This window comes from uncultured Allobosea sp., from assembly GCF_945957345.1.
Taxonomy (GTDB): Bacteria; Pseudomonadota; Alphaproteobacteria; order Rhizobiales; family Beijerinckiaceae; genus Allobosea.
The window spans coordinates 38,085-63,559 of record NZ_CAMFKW010000034.1 but is presented as its reverse complement, the minus strand read 5'-3'; the positions used below and the strand labels follow the sequence as shown (position 1 = coordinate 63,559).

The 25,475-nt window shown below is 66.3% G+C and carries 23 protein-coding genes and 1 pseudogene; 13 read left to right on the top strand and 11 right to left on the bottom strand.

From position 1 onward, the window contains the following. Window positions 1-270: 270 nt before the first annotated feature. Together Q0Q36_RS17065 and Q0Q36_RS17060 are read left to right on the top strand one after the other, a co-directional pair. Window positions 271-549 (top strand): hypothetical protein, encoded by a 279-nt coding sequence (locus Q0Q36_RS17065; protein WP_265057301.1) that lies wholly within the window; start codon window positions 271-273, stop codon window positions 547-549. Between the two features lie 118 nt (window positions 550-667). Next, complete coding sequence (locus Q0Q36_RS17060; RefSeq protein ID WP_293799576.1) at window positions 668-1,669, top strand: 1-aminocyclopropane-1-carboxylate deaminase/D-cysteine desulfhydrase; 1,002 nt, start codon at window positions 668-670, stop codon at window positions 1,667-1,669. Between the two features lie 85 nt (window positions 1,670-1,754). On the opposite strand, the gene rocF is transcribed toward Q0Q36_RS17060, so the two are convergent. The 8 genes and pseudogenes from rocF to Q0Q36_RS17020 all read right to left on the bottom strand — a co-directional run bounded on the left by rocF (window position 1,755) and on the right by Q0Q36_RS17020 (window position 11,061). Next, window positions 1,755-2,735: an arginase gene (rocF, locus tag Q0Q36_RS17055; protein ID WP_293799574.1), complete on the bottom strand. Its 981-nt coding sequence runs from the start codon at window positions 2,733-2,735 to the stop codon at window positions 1,755-1,757. A 107-nt stretch (window positions 2,736-2,842) separates the two neighbouring features. Continuing rightward, complete coding sequence (efeO, locus tag Q0Q36_RS17050) at window positions 2,843-3,667, bottom strand: iron uptake system protein EfeO (protein WP_293799572.1); 825 nt, start codon at window positions 3,665-3,667, stop codon at window positions 2,843-2,845. 1 nt (window position 3,668) lies between these two features. Next, a complete protein-coding gene (efeB, locus tag Q0Q36_RS17045; protein WP_293799569.1) occupies window positions 3,669-4,988 on the bottom strand; it encodes an iron uptake transporter deferrochelatase/peroxidase subunit in 1,320 nt (439 codons plus the stop codon). Further along, complete coding sequence (locus tag Q0Q36_RS17040; RefSeq protein WP_293799583.1) at window positions 4,985-6,046, bottom strand: cupredoxin domain-containing protein; 1,062 nt, start codon at window positions 6,044-6,046, stop codon at window positions 4,985-4,987. Before Q0Q36_RS17040 ends, efeB begins: the two co-directional genes overlap by 4 nt. Beyond that, a pseudogene (gene efeU / locus Q0Q36_RS17035) lies at window positions 6,029-6,814 on the bottom strand (iron uptake transporter permease EfeU); the annotation flags it as partial. The pseudogene efeU and the gene Q0Q36_RS17040, both read right to left, overlap by 18 nt. Window positions 6,815-7,056: 242 nt before the next feature. After that, the gene (locus Q0Q36_RS17030) at window positions 7,057-8,439 is read right to left on the bottom strand and encodes an aldehyde dehydrogenase family protein (protein WP_293799566.1); all 1,383 of its coding nucleotides are present in this window, start codon (window positions 8,437-8,439) and stop codon (window positions 7,057-7,059) included. 34 nt (window positions 8,440-8,473) lie between these two features. Then, on the bottom strand, window positions 8,474-10,129 hold the full coding sequence (locus Q0Q36_RS17025; protein WP_293799564.1) for an acetolactate synthase large subunit: 1,656 nt from the start codon (window positions 10,127-10,129) through the stop codon (window positions 8,474-8,476). Between the two features lie 143 nt (window positions 10,130-10,272). Then, entirely contained in the window at window positions 10,273-11,061 is a 789-nt protein-coding gene (locus tag Q0Q36_RS17020) for a class II glutamine amidotransferase (RefSeq protein WP_293799562.1), read from the bottom strand. A gap of 285 nt (window positions 11,062-11,346) precedes the next feature. Between Q0Q36_RS17020 and Q0Q36_RS17015 the strand changes: the two genes are divergently transcribed. The 3 genes from Q0Q36_RS17015 to Q0Q36_RS17005 all read left to right on the top strand — a co-directional run bounded on the left by Q0Q36_RS17015 (window position 11,347) and on the right by Q0Q36_RS17005 (window position 15,209). Further along, on the top strand, window positions 11,347-11,946 hold the full coding sequence (locus tag Q0Q36_RS17015; RefSeq protein WP_293799559.1) for a TRAP transporter small permease subunit: 600 nt from the start codon (window positions 11,347-11,349) through the stop codon (window positions 11,944-11,946). Window positions 11,947-12,104: 158 nt separating this feature from the next. Next, on the top strand, window positions 12,105-13,775 hold the full coding sequence (locus tag Q0Q36_RS17010) for a TRAP transporter large permease subunit (RefSeq protein ID WP_293799581.1): 1,671 nt from the start codon (window positions 12,105-12,107) through the stop codon (window positions 13,773-13,775). A 63-nt stretch (window positions 13,776-13,838) separates the two neighbouring features. Then, a complete protein-coding gene (locus tag Q0Q36_RS17005; protein WP_293799556.1) occupies window positions 13,839-15,209 on the top strand; it encodes a sodium:proton antiporter in 1,371 nt (456 codons plus the stop codon). A 186-nt stretch (window positions 15,210-15,395) separates the two neighbouring features. On the opposite strand, the gene Q0Q36_RS17000 is transcribed toward Q0Q36_RS17005, so the two are convergent. From Q0Q36_RS17000 to Q0Q36_RS16990, 3 genes are all read right to left on the bottom strand, one after another. After that, the gene (locus tag Q0Q36_RS17000; protein WP_293799553.1) at window positions 15,396-16,406 is read right to left on the bottom strand and encodes a DUF4105 domain-containing protein; all 1,011 of its coding nucleotides are present in this window, start codon (window positions 16,404-16,406) and stop codon (window positions 15,396-15,398) included. A gap of 158 nt (window positions 16,407-16,564) precedes the next feature. After that, the gene (locus Q0Q36_RS16995; RefSeq protein ID WP_293799550.1) at window positions 16,565-18,175 is read right to left on the bottom strand and encodes a phosphoenolpyruvate carboxykinase; all 1,611 of its coding nucleotides are present in this window, start codon (window positions 18,173-18,175) and stop codon (window positions 16,565-16,567) included. A 284-nt stretch (window positions 18,176-18,459) separates the two neighbouring features. Beyond that, window positions 18,460-19,221, bottom strand: coding sequence for a HugZ family protein (locus Q0Q36_RS16990; RefSeq protein WP_293799547.1), 762 nt, complete (start codon window positions 19,219-19,221; stop codon window positions 18,460-18,462). A 141-nt stretch (window positions 19,222-19,362) separates the two neighbouring features. On the opposite strand from Q0Q36_RS16990, the gene Q0Q36_RS16985 reads away from it, so the two are divergent. The 8 genes from Q0Q36_RS16985 (at window position 19,363) to ahcY (ending at window position 25,318) form a co-directional block, all read left to right on the top strand. Further along, on the top strand, window positions 19,363-20,064 hold the full coding sequence (locus Q0Q36_RS16985; protein ID WP_265057314.1) for a response regulator transcription factor: 702 nt from the start codon (window positions 19,363-19,365) through the stop codon (window positions 20,062-20,064). A 155-nt stretch (window positions 20,065-20,219) separates the two neighbouring features. Next, window positions 20,220-21,926 carry a sensor histidine kinase gene (locus tag Q0Q36_RS16980; RefSeq protein WP_293799580.1) on the top strand — a complete coding sequence of 569 codons (1,707 nt, stop codon included), beginning with the start codon at window positions 20,220-20,222 and terminating at the stop codon, window positions 21,924-21,926. 7 nt (window positions 21,927-21,933) lie between these two features. After that, window positions 21,934-22,401 (top strand): serine/threonine protein kinase, encoded by a 468-nt coding sequence (locus Q0Q36_RS16975; protein ID WP_293799545.1) that lies wholly within the window; start codon window positions 21,934-21,936, stop codon window positions 22,399-22,401. Window positions 22,402-22,509: 108 nt separating this feature from the next. Beyond that, a complete protein-coding gene (locus Q0Q36_RS16970; protein WP_265057316.1) occupies window positions 22,510-22,911 on the top strand; it encodes a PTS sugar transporter subunit IIA in 402 nt (133 codons plus the stop codon). Window positions 22,912-22,932: 21 nt separating this feature from the next. After that, window positions 22,933-23,247: an HPr family phosphocarrier protein gene (locus Q0Q36_RS16965; protein WP_293799542.1), complete on the top strand. Its 315-nt coding sequence runs from the start codon at window positions 22,933-22,935 to the stop codon at window positions 23,245-23,247. A gap of 101 nt (window positions 23,248-23,348) precedes the next feature. After that, window positions 23,349-23,609 (top strand): DUF4258 domain-containing protein, encoded by a 261-nt coding sequence (locus Q0Q36_RS16960; protein ID WP_293799539.1) that lies wholly within the window; start codon window positions 23,349-23,351, stop codon window positions 23,607-23,609. Beyond that, window positions 23,606-23,803, top strand: a complete 198-nt coding sequence (locus Q0Q36_RS16955) for a DUF2283 domain-containing protein (protein ID WP_293799537.1) — start codon at window positions 23,606-23,608, stop codon at window positions 23,801-23,803. The genes Q0Q36_RS16960 and Q0Q36_RS16955 overlap by 4 nt, the downstream gene beginning before the upstream one ends. A 120-nt stretch (window positions 23,804-23,923) precedes the next feature. Then, on the top strand, window positions 23,924-25,318 hold the full coding sequence (gene ahcY, locus Q0Q36_RS16950; RefSeq protein WP_047577958.1) for an adenosylhomocysteinase: 1,395 nt from the start codon (window positions 23,924-23,926) through the stop codon (window positions 25,316-25,318). The last annotated feature ends 157 nt before the right edge of the window (window positions 25,319-25,475 follow it).

Sequence of the window (25,475 nt, the reverse complement as noted above, 5' to 3'; positions counted from 1 at the left end):
CGCTTGAATGGCATTCAAGAGGTCGGCGGTTCGATTCCGCCTGGCTCCACCAAATCTTCTCCGTAGGCAGCTGGATCGAATGGCTTTGCGGAGCGGCGCTTGAGCGCTATCCAGTTTTATCCTGACGGCTTGCCCAATTCGGATCGGAACGAGCCGAGTTGGAATGACAATCTGCCGCACCCTCCAGTGATTCGCATCGACGGCGCGGAACTATCGCTGGCCATCGGCAGCATGCCCCGGCTGAGCGATCTGGGGAGATAGGAAACCGCGATGGCCAAGCGTACGAAGTCCAAGGCTCTGGATGCCGAGTTCACGATGTTCGATGTCGTCTATGAGGACGGCTCACGCACATCCAATCGGCGTGTTCCGACTGAGCTGCTCGGTGGTCTCGACGGAGACGATCCAGCCCGCGACGCCATAGCCGAACAGGATCGAATCATCTCCGAAAAATCGGGTAAGCCGCCGCTGGCGATTGCAACCATCAGCCGCTCGACCAAGGCGGCTGCGGAGCCGGCGAAGGATGATCGAAAGAAGCGGGGCTCCAAGTAAGGACGCCTTCGATCGGCTGCCTCCGGGACTTGAATTTTCCTGCGCGACAGGCAGGCATGGACTTCATGATCGCGCCGCCCCGCGCCAACCGGGTGCGATCGGGAGGATGGCTGATCCCATGCCGGATTTGAAAAGCATCTTGCGCGAGCCGCGCTATGATCTCGTCAAGGTGCCGACGCCGTTGCAGCGGCTCTCGGGTTTCGAGCGGAAGCTCGGGCGCTCCGGTCTCTTCATGAAGCGCGACGATCTGATGGAGATCGGGCTCGGCGGCAACAAGCTGCGCAGCCTCGAATTCTGGCTCGGCGCGGCCTTGCAGCAGCGCGCCGATATCGTTCTCGTCGCAGGCGGGGCGACCTCCAATCTCTGCCGCCTTACGGCCGCTGCAGCCTCGATGGCGGGGCTGGATTGCCTGATCGTCCACAATGCCGAGGAGAGCCCCGCGAATCGCGAGCGCTCCTTTCTCAACCGCTTGTTCGGCGCGGAAACCCGCTTCATCGGTGCGGTCGGCGAAGAGGAGCGCGGAGCTGCGACGAAGGCCGCCGCCGCGGAGCTGACGCGGCAGGGGCGGACGCCCTATATCGTCGGCGACGCCGTTCTCGGCGCCCTCGGCTACGTTCTGGCGGCGTTCGAACTGCACGAGCAGTCCCAGCGCGAAGCGGCGCCGCTGCGCCATGTTGTCCTGGCGGGCTCGATGGGCCCGACCGAGGCCGGCTTCATCTTCGGCAATGCCATGCTCGGCTATCCCTTCCAGGTCCATCTCGTCAGCGTGGAATACGAGCAGGCCGAGCTGGAGGCGCGTCTGTGCCGGATCTACGACGGCATAGCCGAGCGGACGGGGTTTTCAGTCGGCGGTCTGGAGCAGGCACCGCTGCATTATCATATGGCCCATCTTGGCGGCGGCTGGGGCGTGCCCACCCCGGAATCGGAAGCCGCGATCGTCGCCTTCGCCCGCACCGAGGGTATCCTGGTCGAGCATGTCTACACGGCGAAGACCTGTGCCGGTTTCCTTGACCTGGTCGCGAACGGGGGCATTCCGGCCGATGAGCCGGCCTGCATCATCCATACCGGCGGCACGGCTTCGCTGTTCGCGCAGCGCGAGCAATTCCAGACGGTGAGCTGACGACACCACGTTCCACCGGCCGTTGGGCCGATGGAACAGCCCATCCTGGGCAAGAGTGAAAGGCCGGCTGCCGCTAAAGCGCCGCTCAGGCGGCGCCGATCGCGTTCGACGGCGTCTGCCGGTCGGTGATCTGCTGGCCGAACAGGCTGCCGGCGAGCTCGACCGCGAGACGGGCCGTCTGGCCGCGATCGTCGAGGAAGGGGTTGAGCTCGACGATATCCATCGAGCGCACCAGCCCGGAATCGTGCAGCAGCTCCATCACCAGATGCGCCTCGCGATAGGTCGCGCCGCCCGGCACCGTGGTGCCGACGCCCGGCGCTAGCGGCGGGTCGATGAAATCGACGTCGAAGGAGACGTGCAGCACGCCATTGGCGGCGCGCACCTTCTCGATGACCTGGCGGATCAGCACGCCGACGCCGTGTTCGTCGATGGCGCGCATGTCGGCTACGTCGACGCCGCGCGCCTTCACAGCCGCCTTCTCCAGCGGATCGACCGAGCGGATGCCGAACAGGCTGAGCTGCGCCGGCGAGATCGAGGCGCGCGGCTCGCTGCCCAGAAGGTCGTCGAGCCCGGCCTCGCCACAGAGAAAGGCCGACGACATGCCGTGCATGTTCCCGGAAGGCGAGATCGCCGGCATGTTGAAATCAGCGTGCGCGTCGAGCCAGAGCACGAAGAGCTTGCGCCCCTGCTCCTGCCAGTAGCGGGCGACGCCGTTGACCGAGCCCATCGACAGGCTGTGGTCGCCGCCGAGGAAGATCGGCGTGTCGCCGGAGCGGGCGATCTCATACGCGCGGGCGCTGAGCGCGCGCATCCAGGCGGCGATCTCGTTGTAGAACCGGGCATTGGCCGGGGCCGGGCCGTCGACGGGGATCAGGTCGCGCGGCAGGATGTCGCCGTGGTCGCTGACCGTATAGCCGAGGTTTTCCAGCACGCTGACGAGGCCGGCCGTGCGCAGGCCGGCCGGGCCCATCAGCGCGCCGCGGCGCGAAGCGCCGACCTCGATCGGGCAACCCAGCAGGGCGATGCGGCCCTGGGAAGCGGGAGCGTTCGTGCTGGAGGCGGTCATGCTGGCGATCCGTTCATGGGATTTCGATGGGCGTCATGCGCCGATGCGCCGTCCATGGCGCATCGGCTCCCCCCTGTCGAGTGGCGCGCTCGCGTAACCGGTTGATGTCAGCCGAGGCCGAGCACGCCGCGCAGCTTGGAAAGGTCTTCCGCCAGCGTCGTGATCATCGCGGCAAGCGCCTTGCGGTCGGCTTCGCTCAGCTTGTCATAGGTCTCGAAGCCGCCGTCTTTGAGCTTGTACTTGGCCAGCGTCTTGTCGACGGTTTCGAAATTGGCGTCGATCTTGCCGTCCAGCGCCTTGTCTTCCTTGACGACGAGCGGGCGCAGCAGGTCGACGATCTTCTTGGCGCCGTCGACATTGGCCTGGAAGTCCCAGAGATCGGTATGGCTGTAGCGGTCTTCCTCGCCGGAGATCTTGGTCGCCGCGACCTCCTCGATCAGCGCCGCAGCGCCGCCGACCATCTTGTCCGGCGGAACCGTCAGGCCCTTGATGCGGCCCTGCAATTCGGTGACGTCGGCGAGCAGCCCATCGGCGAAGGAGGTAAGCCCCTCGGTGCTGTTCTTCGCGAAGAGCCCGTATTCGATGCGGTGGAAGCCGGTGAATTCCGGGTCGGCCTCCTTCTTCTCATGGTCGTCGGCGCGCGAGTCGATCTTGCCGTCGAGATCGCTGAACAGCTCGGCGACCGGCTCGATCTTCTCGTAGGAGACGCGGGTCGGCGCGTAGAGCGCCTTCGCCTTGGCGAGGTCGCCGGCTTTGACCGCGTCGGTGAAGGCCTTGGTGTCTTTCACCAGCTGGTCGACGCCTGCGGAAACGTAGAGCTTGTAGTCGGCGACCGGCGCCACGAGGTCGAGCGGCGAGGCGGCCCATGCCGATCCGGCGGTCATCACGGCGATCAGGCTGGCACCAGCCAGCCCTGCGAAACGCAAGCGCATATCAGTCTCCTGTCTTGCGGGGGGAAGTCGGGTTTGCGGCGGGAGCGATACCGCGCGCCGCCCGGATCAGGCCGGCGCCGAGATGGCTGCCGGGATCGGGCACGCCGGGCAGGGCGAAGAAATAGCCGCCGCCGACGGGCTTGATGTATTCCTCCAGCGGCTCGCCATCGAGGCGCTTCTGCACGGCGATGAAACTGCGTTCGAGGTCCTGCTGGAAGCAGATGAAGAGCAGGCCCATGTCGAGCTGCCCGGCGCGGGTGACGCCGTTGGAGTAGTTGAACGGGCGGCGCAGCATCCGGCTGGCTTCCGTCTCTGGCCGGCGCGGATTGGCGAGCCGGATATGGGCGTCGAGCCTGGTGCGCTTGCCTTCGGGATCGTCGGCATAGGCGGGCTCGTCATATTCGCGCCTGCCGCCGAAGGGCGCGCCGCTCGCCTTCTCGCGGCCCATGATCGCCTCCTGCTCACTGAGGGGCGTGCGGTCCCAGCGCTCGACGAAGTTCCGGATGATGCGGACCACCTGATAGCTGCCATGCGCGGCCCAGTCCGGTTCGCCGGAACCCGATTGCACCCAGAGGAGATGGTCCATCAGCGCGGTGTCGGCGGCATCGGGATTGGCGGTGCCGTCGCGGAAGCCGAGCAGGTTGCGGGCGCTCTCCTCCGGCTCGCCCTGCCTGGGCTTGAGCACGGGCACCGTGCCCTCCTGCTTCCAGCGCAGCACGAGCAGATCGGGCGCGTTCTTCAGGATGTCGCGCAGTGCGTGGATATTGGTGTCGGCGGTATTGGCGCAGAACTGCAGCAGCAGGTCGCCATGGCAGAGCGCGCCGTCGAGCGCGTCGTTGCGGAAGCGCTTCATCCGCTGGAGGTGTTTCGGCTTGAGCGGCCCGAGCCCGAAACGCTCGTCGAAGAGCGAGGCGCCGAGCGCGACGGTGACGGTGAGATTGTCCGGCGCGATGACGGGGCCGAGGATGCCGCTGTCCGGCGGCGGGAAGCCGGGATCGGCGGTGGGTGCCGGCCCGCCCTGCATCAGGAAGGCGATGCGCTCGCTGAGCAGGCGGAAGAGCCGTTCGAGCTCGTCGAGCGAGGTCGCGGCGACGTCGAAGGCGGCGACCATTCCCGTGGCCGGGCGCGGCGTGACGATGCCGGGTTGATGGAGGCCGTGGAAAGGCTGGTGCTGGGCGGTGGCGTCGCTTTCGGGCGCCGCGGCCGGGTTCCGGATCGGCTCGCTCGCCGCCTGCGCCAGCGAGGCTCCGCCGAGGGCTGCCGCACCGCCGGTCAGGAGCGAACGCCGTGAAGGGGAGAAGCGTTTGTCCGGTCCGGTCATGATCTACGCTCCGCTTCGGGCAAAGCGAGCGCCTTGCGCATGGCCGAGAGGTCCTCGGCCAGCGCGCGTCGCGCGCCGCCGGGCTTGGCATCGCCGGGCAGGGCCACGAGATCTGCCCGGACGCGCCCCGCCAGCGCGGGATCAACGCGCATCGTCAACGGCAGCAGCAGCTTTGCGATGTCGCGCACGGCGGCGAGCGCCTCGGGCGAAGCGCCCTCGTTGTCAGGAGGCGACAGGAGGCTGATCGCACCGGCCAGCATCGTGTCGGGGAGGATGGTCCGTTGGCTGAGCCCGGCGCGGAAGGCCTCGGTTACCGGCTTGAGATCAGACCCGGCGCTCGTATCAGCGGCGAGGGCCATTCGTAGCTTGCCGAACAGGGCTTCGAGTTCAACATCGCCGGCCGTGGCGGCGCGTAGGCTGGAAAGGAGGGCAACGACGTCGCGACGCGCCTTCTCTGGAGCCTGCGCGTCGCCCACACCCTGCGCCTGTTCGAGGGCATCGATAGCTCGCCCGAGCGCGGCCGCGCGTTCACTGAGGATGGCACGATACTCGGCGGCCGGGCCGACCATGTCCATCAGCGTCAGGGCCGGGCGCGGCTGCGTGGTCGAGGCCTGCACGATCAGACGGCCGCGCGGGGCGCTGAGCAGGCCGCAGGTGATGGCATATTCGCCGGGATGGAGCCGCGTCGTCAGCCGCCGCGACTGGCCGGGCGCGATGTTCTCGCGCTCATCCAGCACCATGACGCCGTCGAGGATTTCCCATTCCAGCACGCGCTCGCCGCGATTGGTCACGACGAAGCTGGCCTTGCCGGCGGGGATCGTCAGCACCGCCGGCTGGCAGGTCCGGTCGGTGATCGCGATGGCGATATCGCTGGTTGCAGCCTCGGCCGTTCGCCGACCACCGGTGCCGGCCGCATAGACGAAGGCGCCGATGCCGCCGCAGACCAGCAGCAGCGTCGCGATGCCGGCGAGCTTCAGGCGTGGCGAGTGCCGCGTTTCGAGGCGAGGCGCCGCTACGGCCTGTCCCTCGCGGCCGCCAAGGAGGAACAGCGCGAGCATCGGGACGAGGAAGGCGAGATAGGCGATGACCTCGCCCAGCACCGCCCGCTCCTGATAGCCGAAGAAACCGGAGAGGACCGCGCCGAGTGCGCCATCGGCCGGCAGCACCGTCCCAAGATCGTAGACGCCCTGCTGGAGATGGTTCCAGAGCCCGGCTTCATGGAGCGAGCGCACCGCATTCGCAACGAGCCCGGCCGCGACGAACAGGATCAGGATGCCGGTCCAGCGGAAGAAGCTGCGCAGGTTGAGTTTCACGCCGAGCGCGTAGATGGCGTAGCCGATGACGGCCGCCAATCCGATGCCAAGCCCCGCTCCGATGGCCGGAGCCCAGCCGCTGCTCTGCTGGACGATCGCGAGCAGGAAGAAGACGGATTCCAGTCCTTCGCGGACCACGGCCAGGAAGGCAAGCCCGACCAGCGCGAGTCCCTGATGCGACCCCGCCAGCGCCGCGTCGACACCGGCCTGCAATTCGCCCTTGATCGAGCGCGCCGCCTTGCGCATCCAGAACACCATCGAGGTCAGCATCGCCGCCGCGATCAGGCCGATGACCGCCTCGAACAGTTCCTGACCGCGCTGGGGCAACTCGCCGATGAGGATGTCGAGTAGGGCGCCCGCCGCGAGGCTGACGGCACAGGCGAGGCCGACCCCGATCCAGAGCGCTGGCAGCCATTCGCGCCGCCCGCTCCTCACCAGATAGCTCGCGACGATGCCGACGATCAGCGCGGCCTCGATCCCCTCGCGGAGCATGATGAGAAACGGTACGATCACGGCGAACCCGGCGCGGTTGCGCGTCGCGATCAGGCTATTCGCGGCGCAGATAGTCCGTGCCTAGGCAGTCGAAGAGCAGGGGTCAATCAGAACGTGATAGTTTAGAATGATCGTAAACTATTGATTTCGTGGCGGATACTTGCGTAAAGCTCGGTTGCCGGGGTCATTTGCTTGCAAGCTGTCACAATCGATAGACCGGCGAAGGAGCGCGGCGAAGCGTCACGGCTCCGCCGCACGCGCCTTCAGCGGCGCTTGAGCAGGATCATCTTCTCCTGCGTCATGTCATGCATCGTGTAGGGGATGCCCCCGGTGCCGTAGCCCGAGACGCGCCGGCCGGCGAAGGGCATCCAGTCGGTGCGGAAGGTCGTGGGGTCGTTGACCATCACGGCGGAGGCATCGAGTCGGTTCGCTGCCCGCATCGCGACATCGATATCCTGCGCGAAAATGCTGGCCTGGAAGGCGACGGGGAGTGAATTCGCCCGTGCGATAGCGTCGTCGAGCTTGCTGTAGCGGTAGATCGCGACGACCGGGCCGAACACTTCCTCGCTGGAGATGCGGGCTTCCGGATCGGGATCGATCAGCACGGTCGGTTCCAGCGTCGTCTCGGACAGGCGCCTGCCGCCGGTCGCGAGTTTTGCGCCGCCCTTCACCGCCTCGTCGATCCAGGAGGCGACGCGGTCGGCCTCCTTGGGAACGATCAGGGGGCCGACCTCGGTGTCCTTCAGCGTGGGGTCGCCGGTGCGCAATTTCTTCACCCGGGGAACGAGCCGCTCGGTGAAGTCGTTGATGATCGCGTCATGGACATAGATCCGCTGCGTCGACACGCAGACCTGGCCGGCATGGTAGTAGCCGCCCTTCACGATCGGCTCGATGATTGCGTCGAGATCGGCGCTCCTGTCCACGATCGCGGGTGCGACGCCGCCATGCTCCAGCGCCGAGCGGGCGCCATGGGCGAGCTTGGAGTGCAGGTACCAGCCGACCTTGGCCGAGCCGATGAAGCTGAGGAAGGCGATGCGCGGGTCGGTGGCGAATTTCTCCGCCAGCGCCGTCTCCAGCGGAACGAAGGTCTGGCACCAGGCTTCCGGCAACCCGGCCTCGTGCACCAGTTTGACGAAGTCGATGCAGGAGAGCGGCGTCGTGCCGGCAGGCTTGACGATGACCGGGCAGCCGACCGCGATCGCCGGCGCGACCTGATGCACGATCAGGTTGAGCGGATGGTTGAAGGCCGAGATCGCCGCGACGATGCCGATCGGCTCCTTGGTGGTGAAGGCCCAGCGATCGGCGGCCGCGGCCGAAAGCCCCATGGGGATCTCACGCCCGGCGAAGTTCCTGAGCTCCTCGGCCGCGTTGTAGACGCCGTCGACCGCCCGGTTCGCCTCGACGATCGCGTCGGGCAACGGCTTGCCGCCCTCGCGCGCGATCTGCATGGCGAAATGGTCGCGCCTGGCTTCGAGAAGGCCGGCAAGCTTGCGCAGGATCGCGATGCGCTGATGCGGCTTCAGCCAGTTGTCGCGATCCTTGAAGGCGGCCTGCGCCGCCTGGAGCTTGCGTTCGAGCGCGGCCGCGTCATCGGTCTCGATCTCGGCGATGGGCGCGCGGTCATAGGCTTGAACAACCGTGAGCATGGTCGTCTCCTTGAATTCGCTGGCGTGCCGGGGATCAGGCGAGATCGACGTCCGGCACCTTGTTCCGGAGTTCCTCGACGAGGACGCGGGTGTTCTCGGAATAGTCGATCGGGCAATCGACGAGATGGACGCCGCCGCCCTTGAACGCCGCTTCCAGCGTCGGCACCAGCGCCTCGGCCGAGGTCACGCGCGAGCCCTTGGCGCCATAGGCCTTGGCATAGGCGACGAAATCGGGATTGCCGAAGGTCATGCCGTAATCCGGGAACTGGTCGACGGCCTGCTTCCAGCGGATCATGCCATAGGCGCCGTCGTTGAGGACGAGCACGACGAGATTGAGCCCGAGCCGGACCGCCGTCTCCATCTCCTGCGAGTTCATCATGAAGCCGCCATCGCCGCAGACGGCCATGACGCGCCGCTTCGGATGCAGAATCGCCGCCATCATCGCGGAAGGGAGCCCCGCGCCCATCGTCGCCAGCGCATTGTCGAGCAGCAGCGTATTGGCGACATGGGTGCGGTAGTTCCGCGCGAACCAGATCTTGTACATGCCGTTGTCCAGGCAGACCATGCCGTCTTCCGGCATCACCGCGCGCACGTCATGGACGAGCCGCTGCGGTGTCACCGGGAAGCGGTCCTCCTCGGCGCGGGCATTGATCTTCGCCAGGATCTTCTGGCGCAGCTCCAGCATCTGCTTCTGCTCGGGCAGCTTGCCTTCCAGCCGGTCCGCGAGCCCCGTCATGGCGAAGCCGATATCGCCGATCACCTCGGCGTCGGGGTGATAGACCTGCTCGACATTGGCCGATTGGAAGCCGAGATGGATCACCTTCGGCCCGCCGGCATTGCGCATCAGGAAGGGCGGCTTCTCGATCGTGTCGTGGCCGACCGCGATGATCAGGTCGGCGGCGGCGACGGCTTCATGGACATAGTCGCCCTCGGAGAGCGCAGCCGTGCCGAGATAGAGGTTTGAGCCGCCGGTGACGGCGCCCTTGCCCATCTGCGTGTTGAAGAATGGCAGGCCGATGCGGCGCACGGCGGCCGAGAGCGGCTCGACCAGGCGCGGCCGGTTGCCGGCGGCGCCGATCATCACCAGCGGCCGCTTGGCGGCGAGGATCATCGCGGCTGCCCGGTCGAGCGAGGCTGCAGGCGCGATCGGCCGGTCGAGCGGATGGACCGGGATCAGCGGGATGTCCTCGATTTCTTCCGCCGCGATATCCTCGGGCAGTTCGAGATGAACCGGGCCCGGCCGCTCCTCCATCGCGACGCGGAAGGCATCGCGCACCACGGAGGGGATGCTGCCGGGGCTGACGATCTGGCGCGTCATCTTGGTCAGCGGGCGCATCGAGGCGACGACGTCGACGATCTGGAAACGCGCCTGCTTGGCGGTCATGATCGCCTTCTGCCCGGTCAGCAGGATCATCGGCATCGCGCCGAGATGGGCATAGGCCGCGCCGGTCGAGAAATTCAGCGCGCCCGGCCCGAGCGTCGCGATGCAGACGCCGGGGCGACCGGTGAGGCGCCCATGCGTCGCGGCCATGAAGGCGGCGGCCTGCTCGTGCCGCGTCAGCACCAGCTCGATCTTGGATTTGCGCAGGGATTCGACGACGTCGAGATTTTCCTCGCCGGGAACGCCGAAGACGCGATCGACGCCCTCGTTCTCCAGCGCCTCGACCAGAAGATCGGAACCCTTCTTCATCGCCCATGCCTTTCCCGGAGAGAGCCTCGTTTGACGGCAAGGCTAGGCCTTCGAGTTAGGAAGGCAACCGGGGACATGTCAGGGCGCGCGGCGCATGGCTGTCCTGCCCCGCTGCGACTTGAAGCGAACGTACTGAGGCCGGCTCAGGCAGCCTGTTTCAGCGCGATCTCGAAAGGCGAGAAGGTGACCGCGCCGCCCTGCACCGTGACCAGCGTGTTGCAGGGCAGAGCCTGCCAGCATTCGCGCGCGGCATCGACCGGCTCGGAGGCGACGACGACGCTGTCCGGCCGCTCGCAGACATAGAGGCTCGGCGGCTTGGCATCCGAGGACCAGCGGATCGCGTGGATGCTGTCGCCGTCGGCCAGCGCCGCGGCACAACGCAAGGGCTCGCGCACGCCGGCCTGCTCCATCAGGGAAAATGCATCGCGGAGCGCGGCTGCCAGCGCCTCGCCCGGTGCCATGCCTTCCACGAGGTGTGAGAGGGCGAGCAGGAACAGGGCTTCGGAATCGGTCGTGCCGGCACGGGCGCCGTAAAGCGAATCCGGGATCAGCGCCTCCAGTCGCCGGCGGATCGTGCCGTAACCGCCGATCTGGCCGTTATGCATGAAGAGATAGCGGCCATGGACGAAGGGATGGCAGTTGGCCCGCGTCGTCGCGGTGCCGGTCGCCGCGCGCACATGGGCGAAGAACAGATGCGAGCGCACCTGTCTTGCGATCGAGAGCAGGTTCTCGTCGGACCAGGCGGGCCTGACCTCGCGATACTGGCCGGGTTCGGGCCGCTCGCCATACCAGCCGACGCCGAAGCCGTCGCCATTCGTGCCCGTCTTGGCTTCCTCGGCATGCAGCGACTGATGGATCAGCGAGTGGCAGGGCGAGGCGACGAAGTCCTCGAGGAAGACGGGAACGCCGGAATAGGCGAGGAAGCGGCACATCGGCGCCTCGAATCGACGGATGGAAACAGGTCGGAGAATATTGTTCTCCGAAGATGAACGCGAACATAACGTTTCTTCGGCGCGCCGGCGAGCCAATGCGGACGGTCGCAATTTTCTGCCGCAAAAACAGGCAGTCGCACCCTTCGCCTTTGGTCCAATGGATAAGACCCGCACCGTCTTGCGTGGCGCGCATCGCTCCTATACCGATCCAGCCCATAAACCGCGCATAAACACCGACCGGGCTGACATATCCGGCACATGGCGCGCTTGGACGGGAGCGTAAACGTGAAGGGTCTCCTCGCCATCAGCCGCGTCATCGACGCGGTCAACGGCCAGATCGGCAAGAAGATCGCTTGGCTGATTCTCGCGGCGGTGATCGTGGCGGCTGGCAATGCGATCATCCGCAAGGTCTTCAACTGGTCGTCCAATTCGCTGCTCGAGCTGCAGTGGATGCTGTTCGGCGCGGTCTTCCTGATGTGCGCGTCCTGGACGATGCAGGTGAAGGAGCACATCCGCATCGACATCGTGAACGCGATGCTGCCGAAGCGCGTCCGCCAGTGGATCGAACTGCTCGGCCATGTTCTGTTCCTGATGCCGTTCTGCCTGCTGATCACCTACCATTCCTGGCCGTTCTTCACGCGCTCCTACGCCATCAACGAGCAGTCGCTTTCGGCCGGCGGTCTGCCGCAATGGCCGGCCAAGGGCCTCGTCGTGATCGGCTTCGTGATGCTGACCTTCCAGGGCATCTCCGAGATCATCAAGACGATTGCGATCATGCGCGGCGATCTCGAGGACGACGAGGCGGCGCTCGGCCATGCCGCGGCGGCGGAGGCCGAAGCCCAGCGCCTGCTCGATCAAGCCAAGGAACAGGGCCTCGCTTCGTGAGCGGCCCGCAAGAAGTCCGGAACCGTCCTATGCATGCTCATCGCCTCCCGCGCGTCGCCGGCCTGCTGCTCGCGCTGACCCTCTTCGCCTTCTTCGGCCTCCATACCGGCGACGCCTTTGCGGCGGGCGGCGGTGTCGGCGATTTCCTGCGCGTCAACATGGCGCCGGTGATGTTCGCGGCGCTGGTCGTCTTCCTGCTGCTTGGCTATCCCGTCGCCTTCGCGCTCGCCGCCAACGGCTTGCTCTTCGCGCTGATCGGCATCGAGCTCGGCCTGTTCCAGGAGAACTTCCTGCAGGCCCTGCCTGAGCGCATCTACGGCACGATGAACAACGACGTGCTGCTGGCCGTGCCGTTCTTCACCTTCATGGGCCTGATCCTCGAACGCTCCGGCATGGCGGAGGACCTGCTCGACACCATCGGCCAGCTCTTCGGGCCGGTCCGCGGCGGCCTTGCCTATGCGGTGATCTTCGTCGGCGCGCTGCTCGCCGCGACCACCGGCGTCGTTGCAGCCTCGGTGATCTCGATGGGCCTGATCTCGCTGCCGATCATGCTGCGCTACGGCTACGACCGGCGCCTCGCTTCCGGCGTCATCGCAGCCTCCGGCACGCTCGCCCAGATCATCCCGCCCTCGCTGGTTCTGATCGTGCTCGCCGATCAGCTCGGCCGCTCGGTCGGCGACATGTACGAGGGCGCCTTCATTCCGGGTCTCGTGCTCGCGGCGATGTATGCCGGGTATGTCTTCATCATCACGATCATTTCGCCGAGCCGCGCGCCCGGCCTGCCGCCGGAGGCGCAGACCCTGCGCGATGCCGACGGCAAGACGCGGCGCTTCTCGCTGCTGGTCGTCGCGCTGATCTCGCTCGCCCTTGCCTATAGCTACATGAAGCTCTTCACCAAGCTGACCGCAGGCGCCGATTTCGTCATTCTGACGATGTCGCTGATGGTGGCGATTTCCTTCGTCATCGCGCTGGTCAACAAGTTCCTAAAGCTCAACCTGCTCTCGCGCATGACCGAGCAGGTTATCTTCGTGATGGTGCCGCCGCTGGCGCTGATCTTCCTGGTGCTCGGCACGATCTTCATCGGCGTCGCCACCCCGACCGAAGGCGGCGCGATGGGCGCGGCCGGCGCGATCCTGCTCGCCTACGGCAAGAAGCGCATGACCTTCGAACTGCTCCGGCAGGCGACGGAATCGACGGCCAAGCTCTCGGCCTTCGTGCTCTTCATCCTGGTCGGCGCGCGCGTGTTCTCGCTGACCTTCTACGGCGTCAACGGCCATCTCTGGGTCGAGCATCTGCTGGTCGGCCTGCCGGGCGGCGCGACGGGCTTCCTGATCGTCGTCAACGTGATGGTCTTCCTGCTCGCCTTCTTCCTCGACTTCTTCGAGCTGGCCTTCATCGTCGTGCCGCTGCTCGGACCGGCCGCGGAGAAGCTCGGCATCGACCTGATCTGGTTCGGCGTCATCCTCGGCGTGAACATGCAGACCTCGTTCATGCACCCACCCTTCGGCTTCGCGCTGTTCTTCCTGCGCTCGGTCGCGCCGAAGAACGCCTACAGGGATCGCGTCACCGGCCGGATGATGGAGCCGGTCACCACCGGCCAGATCTACTGGGGCGCCGTGCCCTTCGTGGTGATCCAGTGCATCATGGTCGCGCTCGTGGTGCTCTTCCCGAGTATGGTGATGCACTACAAGGCCTCGGCCGTGCAGCTCGACCAGAAGGCGATCGACAAGCAGTTCGACTCGATCCAGATCCCCGGCCTCGGCGGTACGGGCCTGCCGGGCGGATTTGACCTGAATGCGCCGCCGGTCATCACGCCGCCCAAGCCGTAAGGTCGCGCCGTGACGGGGGGGGCAGGCAGGCTGATCGCGTTGGCATCGCTCGCGCTTGTGGCGATGCCAGGGTCCGCCCTGGCGGCGGGCGATATCGGCGGTGCCGGCATGGGCGCCGGCTGGGCCCTGCCTTTCGCCGGGATGCTGCTCTCGATCGCGCTGGGGCCGGTGCTGTTCCCGCATCTCTGGGAGCACCATTACGGCAAGTTCGCCGCCTTCTGGGCCGCGCTGACGCTGGTGCCGCTCGTCCTGCTGCGCGGCGCCGATCCGGCGCTCGGCGCATTGCTGCATACGGCGCTGCTCGACTATATCCCCTTCATCATCCTGCTCTTCGCGCTCTTCACGATCGCCGGGGGCATCCTGATCTCGGGCAATTTGCACGGCACGCCGGCGACCAACACGGTCCTGCTGGCGATCGGCACGGTGCTGGCGAGCTTCGTCGGTACGACCGGCGCCTCGATCATCATGATCCGGCCGGTGCTGCGCGCCAATGACGACCGGCGCTTCAACGTCCATGTCGTCGTCTTCTTCATCTTCCTGGTCTCGAATATCGGGGGCTCGCTGACCCCGCTCGGCGACCCCCCGCTCTTTCTCGGCTTCCTGCGCGGCGTCGATTTCTTCTGGACCACGACGCATCTGCTGCCGGAAACGAGCTTCGCCGTTGCTGTGTTGCTGGCGCTGTTCTACGCGCTCGACAGCTGGTTCTTCCGCAAGGAGGAGGGCGCGCCGAAGCTGAAGGACCCGACGCCGGACCGGGCCATCAAGCTCTGGGGCAAGGTCAATATCCTCCTGCTCGCCGGTGTCATCGCCGCGATCCTGATGTCGGCGAACTGGAAGCCGGGCGTCGCCTTCACCATCCATGGCGTGCCCGTTGAAGGCCAGAATCTGCTACGCGACGTGATCCTGCTCGTTCTTGCGGGTGTCTCGCTCAAGCTCACACCCGGCCCTGTTCGCGCCGGCAACGAATTCTCCTGGGGCCCGATCAAGGAGGTCGCCAAGCTCTTCGCCGGCATCTTCGTCTGCATCATCCCGGTGCTGGCGATGTTGCAGGCTGGCAAGGCGGGCGCGTTCGCCTCGCTGGTCGCGCTCGTTACCAATGCCGATGGCAGCGCCAATACGGTGGCTTATTTCTGGCTCACCGGCGCGCTCTCCTCCTTCCTCGACAACGCGCCGACCTATCTCGTCTTCTTCGAGCTGGCGGGTGGCGATCCCAAGGTGCTGATGACGACGGGCGCCCTCACGCTGACGGCGATCTCGGCTGGCGCGGTCTTCATGGGGGCGAACAGCTATATCGGCAACGCGCCCAATTTCATGGTCTACGCCATCGCCAAGGACCGGAAGGTGAAGATGCCGAGCTTCTTCGGCTATATGCTCTGGTCCGGCGCGATCCTGATCCCGCTCTTCGTGGTGCAGACGCTGCTGTTCTTCCGGTAGGGACGTGTGTCATCCCGTGCGCGCTGCGGCGCGCAGTGCCGCTGCGCAGACACGGGACCGTCTGACGGAAGGGGCGCCTTTTTCGGCGCGCCTCCAGTGAGCCACCTTATCCTGCGCGCGATCCCGCATCTGCGCAGCAGCATTCGTATGCTGCAGCGCGTGCGGGATGACACCCTTCAGCGGCGGTCACGGCCGCCCGGTCGGGACGCCCTCGCGGATCTTCTCCGAGAAATGCGGGTCGTCGGGCGAGATGCCGCGCGCGCGTTCGCTGATGCTGCCGAGGCGGGTGAGCTCGGCCAGCGGGATGTCCTGCCGGATCGCGCCCATATCCCGGAGATAGCCCGGCAGATAGCCGGATAGGAGCACGCGCGGATCGAGCGGAAACGGCAGCCGCCAGCCGGGCATGACGGTGCCCGCCAGATGATAGACCACCGTCGTGCAATTGGTCGTCAACGTGTTGTACCAGCGCGGCTTCGCGGCGAGGTCGTTGATATCCCCGATATAGGCGAGAAGCAGGTCACGCGCCTGGGCTCCCGAAGCGCTGAGCCGGAACAGCCGGACGTCCTCCCCCCGCGCGTGGGTCCGCAACGCCACGATGTCACGTTCGTCGGAAGCGACATAGGCCATCTCGTAGCTGCGGAAGAAACCGGCCAGCGCCGACCAGGCCTCGCCCTTCTCGCGACGGACCTCGATCGAAAAGGTCAGCGGCACGGCATCCGTGAAGGTGAAGCTCACCAGGAGATGCGCGATCGCCTCTCCCGACCAGTAGCTCAGGAAGATGTCGGCGCCGCTGAGCTTCGTCAGGTCGTAGCGCCGGGTCTCCCAGCGCTGGTCGTAATCCTCCTCGGTCCGCCAGCGGAAGTCGCGGAGATTGGAGACGGTGATCGCCTCGCCGTCGCGCGCGATGGTCGGCAGCTTAGCGAGCTCGGGAATCCAGTCGCGGTCATGCGAGGGCTGGAAACTGCTCCACCATCCGAGCAGGCCGACGAAGACGAAGGCGAAGCCAAGCGGCAGACGCAGATCGCCGGTCCAGATGCCGACGAGCCCGGCCAGCGCCGCGATGCCGAAGCCGATCGCGGCGACGATTCCCGTCGCGCCAGGCAGGCGGAACAGCAGGAACCCCGCGCTCCAGAGCGCGACGCCGAGAACGATGAGGGTGAGGAGAAGCTTCAGCACAATGAAAAAGAGGCGGCTCATGGCCGCCTCTCGTAACCCAGTTTGCAGCTTATCCCAACCGGGATCCATGCCGGAACGGTGCAGGCATTGTCCCGGATCGGTGCCTCTTCCGTCTGGCGGTCCCGTGCCTGCGCAGCAGCATTCACATGCTGCAGCGCGTACGGGATGACAGGCGGATATCAGGCCGCGATCGAGGTCGTCGGCGCCGCTGCCTTCACGGCGTCGTCGACATGGTCCTCGAACTTGGCGAAGTTCTTGGCGAACATGCCGATGAGGTCCTTCGCAGTCTCGGCGAAGGCGGCTTTGTCGGCCCAGGTCTTCACGGGATAGAGGATATGCGGCTCGACGCCGGGCACCGAGCTCGGCACCGCGAAGCCGAAATAGGGATCGCGGCGGAAATCGGCGCGGTTGAGCGAGCCGTCGAGCGCCGAGGAGAGCAGGCGGCGGGTCACGCGGATCGGCATGCGCCGGCCGGTGCCGTACTTGCCGCCGGTCCAGCCGGTATTCACCAGCCAGCAATCGACATGGTGCTTGTCGATGAAGTCGCGCAGCAGGTTGGCGTATTCCGACGGGTGACGCGGCAGGAAGGGCGAGCCGAAGCAGGTCGAGAACTCGGGTTCGACGCCGACGAGGCCGCGCTCCGTGCCGGCGACCTTGGCGGTGTAGCCGGAGAGGAAATGGTACATCGCCTCGGCAGGCGTCAGCTTCGCGATCGGCGGCATCACGCCGAAGGCGTCGGCGGTCAGCATCACGATGTTCTTCGGGATGCCGGCGCGGCCGGTGCGCGAGGCATTGGGGATGAAGTCGAGCGGATAGGCCGAGCGGGTGTTCTCGGTCTTCGACTGGTTGTCGAAATCGACCTCGCGCGTCAGGGGGTCCATGACGATGTTCTCGAGCACCGTGCCGAAGCGCAGCGAGGCCGCATGGATCATCGGCTCGGCCTCGGCCGAGAGGCGGATCGTCTTGGCGTAGCAGCCACCCTCGAAATTGAAGATGCCGTCCTTCGACCAGCCATGCTCGTCATCGCCGATCAGCGTGCGCTCGGGATCGGCCGAGAGCGTGGTCTTGCCGGTGCCGGAGAGGCCGAAGAAGATCGCGGAATCGTCCTTGGAGCCGACATTGGCCGAGCAGTGCATCGGCACGACGCCCTTGGTCGGCAGGACGTAGTTCAGATAGGTGAAGACCGACTTCTTCATCTCGCCGGCATAGGCCGAGCCACCGATGAGTACGATCTTGCGGGTGAAGTCGATGGCGACGACGGTCTCGCTGCGGCAGCCATGGCGCTTCGGATCGGCCTTGAAGCTCGGCAGATCGACGATCGTCATCTCCGGCACATAGGTGTCGATCTCTTCGCGCGGCGGGCGGATCAGCAGGTTGCGGATGAACAGCGAATGCCAGGCCATCTCGGTGAAGACGCGGGCCTTGACGCGATGGACGGGGTCGGCGCCACCGTAGAGGTCCTGCGCGAACAGCTCCTTGCCCTCGGCATGGGCCAGGAAGTCGTCCAGAAGCGTCTCGAAATGCTCCGGCGACATCGCCTGGTTGTTCTCCCACCAGACCGTGTTCTCGGTCAGCGCGTCGCGCACCGTGAACTTGTCCTTGGGCGAGCGGCCGGTATGGGTGCCGGTATCGGCGCAGAGCGCGCCGCCGCGGGCGAGCTGGGATTCGCCCCGCTCCAGCGACGCCTCGTAGAGCTGTGGCGCTTCCAGGTTCCAGCGCACGGCCTTCAGCTTGCGGAAGCCGAAGCCCTCGGCGCCTTGGGCGGCGTTGAACTGACCGATATTGTCCACTGAATTCCTCCGGAGGCCGCCATGCTGTCGGCGGCCCGTTGTCTTCACGAATGCGCCGGGGCCGGTGGCGAGGCCCGGGCGTCGAAGGCGTGGCCTCAAGAGGCTGCTAGGGACCTAACAGCCTTTTGAGGCCACGAAGGTCTTTAAGGCGATGCGGCCTTTCGCTCAAGTCGTTGAAAACGCCCGGCCTCCCGCCGAGGTTTTCTAAATCGATTGAATTTCAACCTGTGGTAAACGGCCGCGCGCTTTTGCGGCTGCCGTGTTTGCAGGCGGTTTCGATGACGTCACACGGCCTGGGCGCGGGCCTTGGCGGCAAGCTCCGCGAGGACGCGCCGTAGGCTGCCGGGCCCGTCCACGGGGGCCGGGAAGGGCAGGCGCAGCACCGCGCTGCCGAGCGCCATGTCGAGCCCGTCCGGATCGAGCCCGATGGCGCGCCAGTCCCCGGCCTTCGCTCCGAGCAACCGCGATGCATAGAGGCCGATCGCCTCGGCATGATCCTCGTTCATGTGGGCGACGGCGCCCGCCTCGATCTCGGCCAGGGCCACGGCATGGGCCGGGTCACTCATCAGGTCCGCCGGCGTCGGCGCGAAGGCGCGGGCGAAGCCGCCATTGAGGCTGGCGCCTTCGATATCGAGGGCGAAGAACGAGAAATCCGGGAAATCGGCATAGAGCGCCGCTTTCGGCTGGCGCGCGAGGTAGCGCCGGCGGACGCGCGCGCCCTCCTCGCTCTCGCGCTCGACCTTGCGGGCGCGGACCTTCAGGGTGATCCGTGCATGGGCGAGCGGGTCGCCCTTGCCGCCGGGCGAGATCAGGAGCGAGGCGCGCGGATCGGCCGCGAGGTTGCCGGTATGAGCGGCCAGCCCCGAGATCAGGATGACAGGCGTGCCGTCGATATCGGTGGCGATCCCCACGAGGCTTGCGCAGGGGTGGCCGTCGGACCCGAGCGTGGCGAGCGCGGCGGAGCGGGCCTCGCGCAGCAGGGCCTTGGCCTCCAGGCGCACGGCCTCGTCCATCGGCTGGATCACGTCTTTGGCGGCCTTGGCCATGGAACCTCACCCCGATTTCCGGCTTGTGATACGGGGTCATAGGCAAATCGCCACGCCCCGGCTAGATTGCCGCCATGCTTTGGCCCCTCTCGCGCGGGAGGGGAGCCCTCTATTGCAACGAGAACAAGAGACGAAAGCCTTATGCCAACGATTGCGCTGGTCGATGACGACCGCAACATCCTGACGTCGGTTTCGATCGCCCTCGAGGCCGAGGGCTATCGCATCATGACCTATACGGACGGCGCCTCGGCCCTCGACGGGCTGAAGCAGAACCCGCCGGACCTCGCGATCTTCGATATCAAGATGCCGCGCATGGACGGCATGGAGCTGCTGCGCCGGCTGCGCCAGAAATCCGATCTCCCGGTCATCTTCCTGACCTCGAAGGACGAGGAGATCGACGAGCTCTTCGGCCTGAAGATGGGCGCCGACGACTTCATCCGGAAGCCGTTCTCGCAGCGCCTGCTGGTCGAGCGCGTCAAGGCGATCCTGCGCCGGGCCGGCGCCAAGGACGTCACTGCCGCCCCCCGCGCCGAAGATGCCAAGGCGCTGGAGCGCGGCCTGCTGCGCATGGATCCCGAGCGCCATACCTGCACCTGGCGCGGCGAGCCGGTGACGCTCACCGTCACCGAGTTCCTGATCCTGCAGTCGCTGGCGCAGCGCCCGGGCGTGGTGAAGAGCCGCAATGCCCTGATGGACGCCGCCTATGACGACGAGGTCTATGTCGACGACCGCACCATCGACAGCCACATCAAGCGCCTGCGCAAGAAGTTCAATCAGGTCGATGCCGAGTTCGACATGATCGAGACGCTCTACGGCGTGGGCTATCGCTTCAAGGAAACCTGAGGCAAGGAAGGCGAGGGCGCGCCGGATTCGCCGCCGCCGTCATCCCAAGCGGAAAGCAAGCCGCAGCCATGGCAACCGTCGACAACAAAGCATCAGCGCCGCCGTCAGGCTGGCGCGCCGTGCTGCGTCGCCGCGTCGGCATCGCGTGGAAGCGCATGGTGCGCGCGATCTCGCTGCGTGCCGCCTCGAGCCTGACGCGGCGCATCCTCGTCCTCAATCTCGGTGGCCTCGTCGCGCTGCTGATCGGCTTCCTCTATCTCAACCAGTTCCGGGAGGGCCTGATCGAGGCGCGCGTCCAGAGCTTGCTGACCCAGGGCGAGATCATTGCCGGTGCGATCGCTTCCTCCGCCACGGTCGAGATCGACACGATCACCATCGATCCCGACAAGCTGCTGCAGCTCCAGGCCGGCGAGAGCGCGGGCATCGCCGAAGACCCGCTCGATTTCTCGATCAATCCCGAGAAGGTTGCCCCGTTGCTGCGCCGCCTGGTGACGCCGACCAAGACGCGGGCCCGGGTCTACGACAAGGACGGCATGCTCACCATCGACTCGCGCAGCCTCTATTCGCGCGGCGACGTGCTGCGGCTCGACCTGCCGCGCGTCGGCGAGCCCGACGAGCCGCCGCTGCTGGAGCGCACCTGGAACATGCTGCGCAACCGGCTCGGCAAAGCCGATGTCCCGACCTATGACGATTTCGAGAATGCCAACGGCAAGTCCTATCCCGAGGTCGCCCGCGCCCTGAACGGCGCCCCGGCAAGCGTGGTGCGCGTCAACACCCGCGGCCAGACCATCGTCTCGGTCGCCGTGCCCGTGCAGCGCTTCCGCACGGTGAGGGGTGCGCTGCTGCTCTCCACGCAGGGCGGCGATATCGACGCGGTGATCGCCTCCGAGCGCTTCGCGATCTTCCAGGTCTTCGCGGTCGCCGCTGGTGTGATGATCGTGCTCTCGATCCTGCTCGCCGGCACCATCGCCGAGCCGATCCGCAAGCTCGCCGAGGCCGCCCAGCGCGTGCGGCGTGGCGTCAAGTCGCGCGAGCAGATCCCGGATTTCAGCAGCCGCCACGACGAGATCGGCCACCTCTCCGGCACGCTGCGTGACATGACCAAGGCGCTCTACAGCCGCATCGAGGCGATCGAGAGCTTCGCGGCCGACGTCGCCCATGAGCTGAAGAACCCACTGACCTCGCTGCGCAGCGCGGTCGAGACCCTGCCGCGCGCCAGGAACGAGGATTCGCGTGAGCGCCTGCTCGCCGTGATCCAGCACGATGTCCGCCGGCTCGACCGCCTGATCTCGGACATCTCCGACGCCTCGCGGCTCGATGCGGAGCTCGCCCGCAACGATTCCGCCCCGGTCGACGTGGCGCAGGTGCTCGGCGCCGTGGTGACGATCCAGAACGAGACGCGGCGCGAGGGGCAGGCCAAGATCGAGCTGAGCAGCGACAGGCGCAGCCAACGCCTGGGCGATGACGCCTTCCTCGTGCTCGGTCACGATTCCCGGATCGGCCAGGTCCTGGTCAACCTGATCGACAATGCCCGCTCCTTCTCGCCGGCCGACAAGCCGGTGAAGGTCGTGCTCTCGCGCGTCGCCAACGACGTGCTGGTCACGGTCGAGGACGAGGGGCCGGGCATCGAACCCCACGCCCTGGAGCGCGTTTTCGAGCGCTTCTACACCGACCGCCCGAACGAGGGTTTTGGCCAGAACTCGGGCCTCGGCCTCTCGATCTCGCGCCAGATCGTCGAGGCGCATCGCGGCTCGATCCGGGCCGAGAACCGGCTTGGTCCCGCCGGCCCCGACGGCGAGGCGCAACGCCTAGGCGCGCGCTTTATCGTCTGCCTGCCGGCGGCCTATGCCCATGCCGCGTGACGCGGGGATGGCTGCCATACCAGCGCCAGAGCGAACCCGTATCCACGCGACCGTCATTGCGGTGGGCGAGGCGGGTATCCTGATCCGCGGCGCGTCCGGCACCGGCAAGTCGACGCTCGCGCTCGCCCTGATTGCGCTCGCATCGCAGGCCGGCCGCTTCGCCCGGCTCGTCGCCGATGATCGCACCGAAATCGTGGCCGGTGGCGATCGGCTGGTGGCACGGCCGGTCGCGCCGCTGGAGGGCATCGTCGAGCGGCGCGGGCTTGGCCTGACACCGGAACCCTATACCGGCGCCGTCGTCGTCAGGTTGATCGTCGATCTCTCGGCCGAGGAGCCGGCGCGGATGCCCGAGCCCGAAGACCTTGTCGACAGCCTCGCCGGGATCGACCTGCCACGCCTGCGCATGACGGGTCGCGCCGGCGACGAGAGGCTTGCGTTGAACGCCTTGGACTTATTCACAGAGGCCGAGCGATAACCACGATTTTGACAAGTTCGACGGCTGACGGCTTGCGTAGACCGCGCTCCTGACGCATAAACCGCGACCTTGTCCGGGCGCTGACGGCGCTCTCCGGTGCTGGATTGAATGATCGGACTGGTCCTCGTGACGCATGGGCATTTGGCGACGGAGTTCCGCGCTGCGCTCGAACACGTCGTCGGCCCCCAAAAGAACCTCGCCACCATCGCCATCGCTCCCGATGACGACATGGAGAGCCGTCGCCGCGACATCATCACGGCTGTCGAGCAGGTTGAGACCGACCGCGGCGTCATCATCCTGACCGACATGTTCGGCGGCACGCCCTCCAATCTCGCGATCTCGGTGATGGAGCCCGGCCGCATCGACGTCGTCGCCGGCGTCAACCTGCCGATGCTGATCAAGCTCGCCAGCGTCCGCGAGGAGAAGACCCTCGACGAAGCCGTCACCAGCGCGCAGGATGCGGGGCGGAAATACATCACGGTCGCCAGCCGCGTGCTGGCCGGCAAGTAACCGCGCCGCGAGAGGGGCAGGATGGACGAAGACTGCGACTGCCCCGAGGTCGAAATTCCCAACGGTGCGCTCTACGGCGAGTTCGAGATCGTCAACAAGAAGGGTTTGCACGCCCGCGCCACGGCGAAATTCGTGCAATGTGCCGCCCGCTACGAAGCCGACATCACGGTGAGCCGCTGCGGCGAGACGGTCGGCGCCACCTCGATCATGGGCGTGCTGACACTCGGTGCCGGCATCGGCTCGACGATCACCATCGTCGCCAAGGGCGTAGAGGCGAAACCGGCGCTCGATGCGCTCGCCGCCCTGATCGCCGACAAGTTCGGCGAGGGCGAGTAAATCCTGACGGGATTGACCGACAGACCCCTGTTTCAAAATTCGAAGCCTCAACCTTTGCTGTGCAGGATGCGAGCTAAGGCGGTTCGAATGAGGGGGTATTGATGGCCGAGCGGGTGGCGCGATTTGTTTATTCCGGCCACGCTATAGAGATGCTGCACGAACGCAGCATCGAGAGCGAATGGGTTGAACGGGCGATTCTCGCTCCGGATGCGATCGAAGGCGATCCAAAGCATGCTGACCGGGTCAGGGCATGCAAGGCCTTGCCGGAACGCGACGGGAGGGTGCTGCGCTTGGTATATGTGGAGATGGGGCAAGCGTATCGCGTGATCACGCTCTTCCTCGACCGGAGCCGCAGACGATGAAGACCCATTACGACACTGAGATAGACGCCCTCTATCTTCGGTTCGCCGATGCGCCGGTGAGCGACAGCGAGGAAGTGCGTCCCGGGATCATCTTCGACTACGATGCCGATGGCAGGATCGTCGCGGTCGAAATTCTGGATGCAACCGAGCATCTCGCGAGCGGTGCGGATCTGTCTAAGTTGGTTGCTGCCTGATCGGCTCGCGGGTTCAGGTTCAACCCGCATATAAAGACATCTTTATATCTTTGATTGCCATTCGCCCCGCGCGCTGCTAGAGAGCGCGCCATCATTCAGGCTGAGCGATTGGAGCCACCCGTGTCGGATTACATCGTCAAGGACATCTCGCTTGCGGATTACGGCCGCAAGGAAATCAACATGGCCCAGGACGAGATGCCGGGCCTGATGGCGGTGCGCGCCGAGAACAAGGGCAAGGCCCCGCTCAAGGGCGCCCGCATCGCCGGCTGCCTGCACATGACCATTCAGACCGCCGTGCTGATCGAGACGCTGAAGGAACTCGGCGCCGACGTCCGCTGGTCGTCCTGCAACATCTTCTCGACCCAGGATCACGCCGCCGCCGCGATCGCCGCGACCGGCACCCCCGTCTTCGCCATCAAGGGCGAGACGCTGGAGGAGTACTGGGAGTACGTGCTGAAGACCGCGACCTGGGGCGACGGCGGCACGCCGAACATGATCCTGGACGATGGTGGCGACCTGACCATGCTGATCATCCTCGGCGCCGAGGCCGAGGCCGGCAACGCCGCCTTCCTCGACAAGCCGGGCAATGAGGAAGAGACGATCTTCTTCGCGCTGATCAAGCGCCAGCTCAAGGCCAATCCGGGCTGGTTCACCAAGACCCGCGCCGCGATCAAGGGCGTCTCCGAGGAGACCACCACCGGCGTGCACCGCCTCTACGAGCTGGCCAAGGCGAACCGCCTGCCCTTCCCGGCGATCAACGTCAACGACAGCGTCACCAAGTCGAAGTTCGACAACCTCTATGGCTGCCGCGAGTCGCTGGTCGACGCCATCCGCCGCGGCACCGACGTCATGATGTCGGGCAAGGTCGCGGTCGTCGCCGGCTATGGCGACGTCGGCAAGGGCTCGGCCGCCTCGCTGCGCCAGGCCGGCTGCCGCGTGCTCGTGACCGAGATCGACCCGATCTGCGCTTTGCAGGCGGCGATGGAAGGCTACGAGGTCGTGACCATGGAAGACGCTGCCCCGCGCGGCGACATCTTCTGCACGGCGACGGGCAATCTCGACGTCATCACCGTCGACCACATGCGCGCGATGAAGCACCGCGCCATCGTCTGCAATATCGGCCATTTCGACTCGGAGATTCAGGTCGCTGGCCTGAAGAACTTCAAGTGGGACAACGTCAAGCCGCAGGTCGACGAGATCGAGTTCCCCGACGGCAAGCGCATCATCCTGCTCTCGGAAGGCCGCCTCGTGAATCTCGGCAACGCCACGGGCCATCCGTCCTTCGTGATGTCCTGCTCGTTCTCGAACCAGACGCTGGCCCAGATCGAGCTCTGGAACCACCACGCGAACTACCAGAACAACGTCTACACCCTGCCGAAGCATCTCGACGAGAAGGTCGCGGCGCTCCACCTCGCCAAGGTCGGCGCCAAGCTCACCAAGCTCAACGACGCCCAGGCGAAGTATATCGGCGTGCCGCAGGCCGGCCCGTTCAAGCCCGAGCACTACCGCTACTGACACCGCGTCAAGGCGCTCACGATCCCGAGGCCCGGCATCCGCCGGGCCTTTTTTCATGGCTGTGCCTTCCGGGAATCACATGTGAGGCCACTACAGATTGTGTCGCGTCGCTTTGCTGCCTCTATTGGTTGATGATCTGCTGCGGCGCCTGAGTTCG

Bases quoted from the DNA above. Each gene is read 5' to 3' on its own strand.
- Q0Q36_RS16990 (WP_293799547.1), bottom strand. From the start codon at position 19,221: ATGGCCAAGGCCGCCAAAGACGTGATCCAGCCGATGGACGAGGCCGTG.
- Q0Q36_RS16980 (WP_293799580.1), top strand. From the start codon at position 20,220: ATGGTGCGCGCGATCTCGCTGCGTGCCGCCTCGAGCCTGACGCGGCGC.
- Q0Q36_RS16970 (WP_265057316.1), top strand. From the start codon at position 22,510: ATGATCGGACTGGTCCTCGTGACGCATGGGCATTTGGCGACGGAGTTC.
- Q0Q36_RS17010 (WP_293799581.1), top strand. From the start codon at position 12,105: ATGGCGCCGGTGATGTTCGCGGCGCTGGTCGTCTTCCTGCTGCTTGGC.
- Q0Q36_RS17020 (WP_293799562.1), bottom strand. From the start codon at position 11,061: ATGTGCCGCTTCCTCGCCTATTCCGGCGTTCCCGTCTTCCTCGAGGAC.
- efeO (WP_293799572.1), bottom strand. From the start codon at position 3,667: ATGCGCTTGCGTTTCGCAGGGCTGGCTGGTGCCAGCCTGATCGCCGTG.
- Q0Q36_RS17000 (WP_293799553.1), bottom strand. From the start codon at position 16,406: ATGAGCCGCCTCTTTTTCATTGTGCTGAAGCTTCTCCTCACCCTCATC.
- Q0Q36_RS17040 (WP_293799583.1), bottom strand. From the start codon at position 6,046: ATGCTCGCGCTGTTCCTCCTTGGCGGCCGCGAGGGACAGGCCGTAGCG.
- Q0Q36_RS16975 (WP_293799545.1), top strand. From the start codon at position 21,934: ATGGCTGCCATACCAGCGCCAGAGCGAACCCGTATCCACGCGACCGTC.
- Q0Q36_RS17030 (WP_293799566.1), bottom strand. From the start codon at position 8,439: ATGCTCACGGTTGTTCAAGCCTATGACCGCGCGCCCATCGCCGAGATC.
- Q0Q36_RS16960 (WP_293799539.1), top strand. From the start codon at position 23,349: ATGGCCGAGCGGGTGGCGCGATTTGTTTATTCCGGCCACGCTATAGAG.
- Q0Q36_RS16965 (WP_293799542.1), top strand. From the start codon at position 22,933: ATGGACGAAGACTGCGACTGCCCCGAGGTCGAAATTCCCAACGGTGCG.
- Q0Q36_RS17025 (WP_293799564.1), bottom strand. From the start codon at position 10,129: ATGAAGAAGGGTTCCGATCTTCTGGTCGAGGCGCTGGAGAACGAGGGC.
- Q0Q36_RS16985 (WP_265057314.1), top strand. From the start codon at position 19,363: ATGCCAACGATTGCGCTGGTCGATGACGACCGCAACATCCTGACGTCG.
- Q0Q36_RS17065 (WP_265057301.1), top strand. From the start codon at position 271: ATGGCCAAGCGTACGAAGTCCAAGGCTCTGGATGCCGAGTTCACGATG.
- efeB (WP_293799569.1), bottom strand. From the start codon at position 4,988: ATGACCGGACCGGACAAACGCTTCTCCCCTTCACGGCGTTCGCTCCTG.
- Q0Q36_RS17005 (WP_293799556.1), top strand. From the start codon at position 13,839: ATGCCAGGGTCCGCCCTGGCGGCGGGCGATATCGGCGGTGCCGGCATG.
- Q0Q36_RS16955 (WP_293799537.1), top strand. From the start codon at position 23,606: ATGAAGACCCATTACGACACTGAGATAGACGCCCTCTATCTTCGGTTC.
- Q0Q36_RS17060 (WP_293799576.1), top strand. From the start codon at position 668: ATGCCGGATTTGAAAAGCATCTTGCGCGAGCCGCGCTATGATCTCGTC.
- rocF (WP_293799574.1), bottom strand. From the start codon at position 2,735: ATGACCGCCTCCAGCACGAACGCTCCCGCTTCCCAGGGCCGCATCGCC.